Origin of the sequence: Caldimonas taiwanensis NBRC 104434 (assembly GCF_001592165.1) — a bacterium.
Classification (GTDB): Bacteria; Pseudomonadota; Gammaproteobacteria; order Burkholderiales; family Burkholderiaceae_C; genus Caldimonas; species Caldimonas manganoxidans.
Window position 1 is genome coordinate 1 of sequence record NZ_BCWK01000058.1, and the last position, 2,032, is coordinate 2,032.

At 64.2% G+C, this 2,032-nt stretch carries 6 protein-coding genes; all 6 read left to right on the forward strand.

Annotation, left to right across the window (positions count from 1 at the left end; genetic code table 11):
* A partial coding sequence (locus tag CTA01S_RS16785; protein ID WP_084362515.1) for a hypothetical protein occupies positions 1-215 on the forward strand: 215 nt, incomplete at its 5' end.
* Positions 208-579 carry a DUF6362 family protein gene (locus tag CTA01S_RS15985; protein ID WP_062196839.1) on the forward strand — a complete coding sequence of 124 codons (372 nt, stop codon included), beginning with the start codon at positions 208-210 and terminating at the stop codon, positions 577-579. The genes CTA01S_RS16785 and CTA01S_RS15985, both read left to right, overlap by 8 nt.
* 94 nt (positions 580-673) lie before the next feature.
* Positions 674-883, forward strand: coding sequence for a hypothetical protein (locus CTA01S_RS15990; protein WP_062196840.1), 210 nt, complete (start codon positions 674-676; stop codon positions 881-883).
* The gene (locus CTA01S_RS15995) at positions 865-1,212 is read left to right on the forward strand and encodes a type II toxin-antitoxin system PemK/MazF family toxin (RefSeq protein ID WP_062196841.1); all 348 of its coding nucleotides are present in this window, start codon (positions 865-867) and stop codon (positions 1,210-1,212) included. The genes CTA01S_RS15990 and CTA01S_RS15995 overlap by 19 nt, the downstream gene beginning before the upstream one ends.
* 44 nt (positions 1,213-1,256) lie before the next feature.
* Positions 1,257-1,607, forward strand: a complete 351-nt coding sequence (locus tag CTA01S_RS16000; RefSeq protein WP_062196842.1) for an HVO_A0114 family putative DNA-binding protein — start codon at positions 1,257-1,259, stop codon at positions 1,605-1,607.
* Between the two features lie 33 nt (positions 1,608-1,640).
* The gene (locus CTA01S_RS16005; protein ID WP_198150910.1) at positions 1,641-1,820 is read left to right on the forward strand and encodes a hypothetical protein; all 180 of its coding nucleotides are present in this window, start codon (positions 1,641-1,643) and stop codon (positions 1,818-1,820) included.
* The last annotated feature ends 212 nt before the right edge of the window (positions 1,821-2,032 follow it).

Here is a 2,032-nt window from a genome sequence, read left to right on the forward strand (position 1 = left end):
TTCCGACCCCTCGCTACCGTGGCCCTCTGGCACGCCTGCAGCCCGAGCCGATGGACGTGGAAGCCGTCAAACGCCAGGGCTGGCGCGAACAACGCCTGCTCGTCGTCGGCCTGGATGATGAGCGGCTTCACTGGACGGAGCGCGAGATCATCCGCCGCATCGGCGAGCGGCTCTATGGACAACGGGATGGAGCCCGGGAGGCACGCCATGGCTGAGTGGACCATCGAGCAGGTGGCCGAGCGTTTCCGCGAAGCCGCCATCACCGCGCACCGCCTGCCGCCCGTGCGGGTGCAGGGCTACTTCAACACCTGGCCCGCGATCCGGCGCATGCCGTGGGAGACGCTCGGCGCCGAACCGACGATCCGGCGCTTCCCGCCCAGTCCCGAGGCCATCGAGCGCATGCTCGAAGCCATGCGCTGGGTGCAGTGGCTGGAGGAAGAGGAGCGGCACCTCGTGTGGATGCGCGCCGAGCGCCACCGCTGGCGCGACATCTGCGCGCGCTTCGGCTGCGACCGCACCACGGCCTGGCGGAGGTGGCAGCGGGCGTTGCAGACCGTGGCCGAGCGGCTGAACGGGTGAGATCCACCCAGCGTTATGTATCAATAGATGATAACATTCAAGGCTCGTAGAACAAGGCCGAGCCGGACGATCCGGATCGAGCGGAGGACATGCGATGAAACAGACCGTGGAAGCCATCATCGACGAACAGGGGCATGTCCGTCTGGCCGAGCCCATCAAGATCATAGGCACGCATCGCGCCTTGGTGACCATCCTGGATGAGGCACCGGTCGAGATCGACGAGACCACTCAGCTGGCTGAGAAGACCCTTGCGGAAGATTGGCTGAAACCGGAAGAGGACGAGGCATGGACGCACCTGCAATAGGCGACGTGGTCCTCGTCCCTTTCCCGTTCTCCGATTTATCGACATCCAAGCTTCGACCGGCACTCGTTCTTGCCCATGCAGGACGGGAGGATTGGCTGTGCCTGCAAATCACCAGCCGGCCCTACGCCGACTCGTTCGCGATCGAACTGGCGGATGGAGACTTCTCCCGGGGCTCCCTGGCGCGGGCTAGCTTCATCCGTCCCGGAAAACTGTTCACTGCGCATCAAGGCCTGTTCCAACGCGTGGCAGGACGCATCAGCGACGAAAAGCTGGAGCAGGTGCGAAACCGGGTCGTCGATCTGGTACGAAAAGGCCGACTGTCCGAGTGATGGGCAACCGGAAAGATTGCCCTGCGCAGCAAGATGGAATGACGATGAAACCGATCGTGATCGGCATCCTGCCGAAAGACGAGATCCGCGAGCGCGCGCTTGCGATCACGCGCAGCGAGCACAAGCCCAAGCCAGGCGAGCCGCAAATCTGGTTCCCCTCGATGAAGTCCCTGGCCGAGGTGCTCAGCGACGACAACCGGGCCTTGATTCGCGTGATCGCCGAGAGACGACCTGGATCGATCTCGGAACTGGCCGAGGCCACCGGGCGCAAGCCGAGCAACCTCTCGCGCACGCTCAAGACGATGTCGCGCTACGGCATCGTCGAGCTCCGGCGCGAGAAGAACCATGTCCGTCCTGTGGCCAAGGCGACGGAGTTTCGGATCGTCGCGGCTTGAGCGCCCTTGGTGGCATGCAACGAACGATCGACCATGACCGTGAAGCGAGGCAAAAGTCGTATCCTGCGCGAGGTTCATGAGATGGCCTCCGATCTGTATCGCCTTGGCTTCATCGACGAGCGCAAGATGCGCGAATACGACGCGTTGTGCCGGGTGGCCAAACGCGACCGAAAGTCCCCACCCAACGCTTCCCGTCCGCGTGTTTTGGCGTGATTTGGCGCGCGGGGTCGGGCATGACCGCGCATCTGCGGGAAACCGCGACTCGAGCCGCTGCAACAGATCCGCCGCTTCAGGGGTAGGATTTCGGCTAACTTCAGGACAGCGGTGACACCCGACGAAGCCGCCCGCGCATCAACGGGTCCTTCCTGGCCCAAGCGCGATGCGGGGGGCGCGAGCGCGGCGCTTCGATAGCGTCAGGGTGCAAG

Excerpts from the sequence above, each read along its gene's own strand:
- CTA01S_RS15985 (WP_062196839.1), top strand. The coding sequence starts at position 208 with ATGGCTGAGTGGACCATCGAGCAGGTGGCCGAGCGTTTCCGCGAAGCC.
- CTA01S_RS15995 (WP_062196841.1), top strand. The coding sequence starts at position 865 with ATGGACGCACCTGCAATAGGCGACGTGGTCCTCGTCCCTTTCCCGTTC.
- CTA01S_RS15990 (WP_062196840.1), top strand. The coding sequence starts at position 674 with ATGAAACAGACCGTGGAAGCCATCATCGACGAACAGGGGCATGTCCGT.
- CTA01S_RS16000 (WP_062196842.1), top strand. The coding sequence starts at position 1,257 with ATGAAACCGATCGTGATCGGCATCCTGCCGAAAGACGAGATCCGCGAG.
- CTA01S_RS16005 (WP_198150910.1), top strand. The coding sequence starts at position 1,641 with ATGACCGTGAAGCGAGGCAAAAGTCGTATCCTGCGCGAGGTTCATGAG.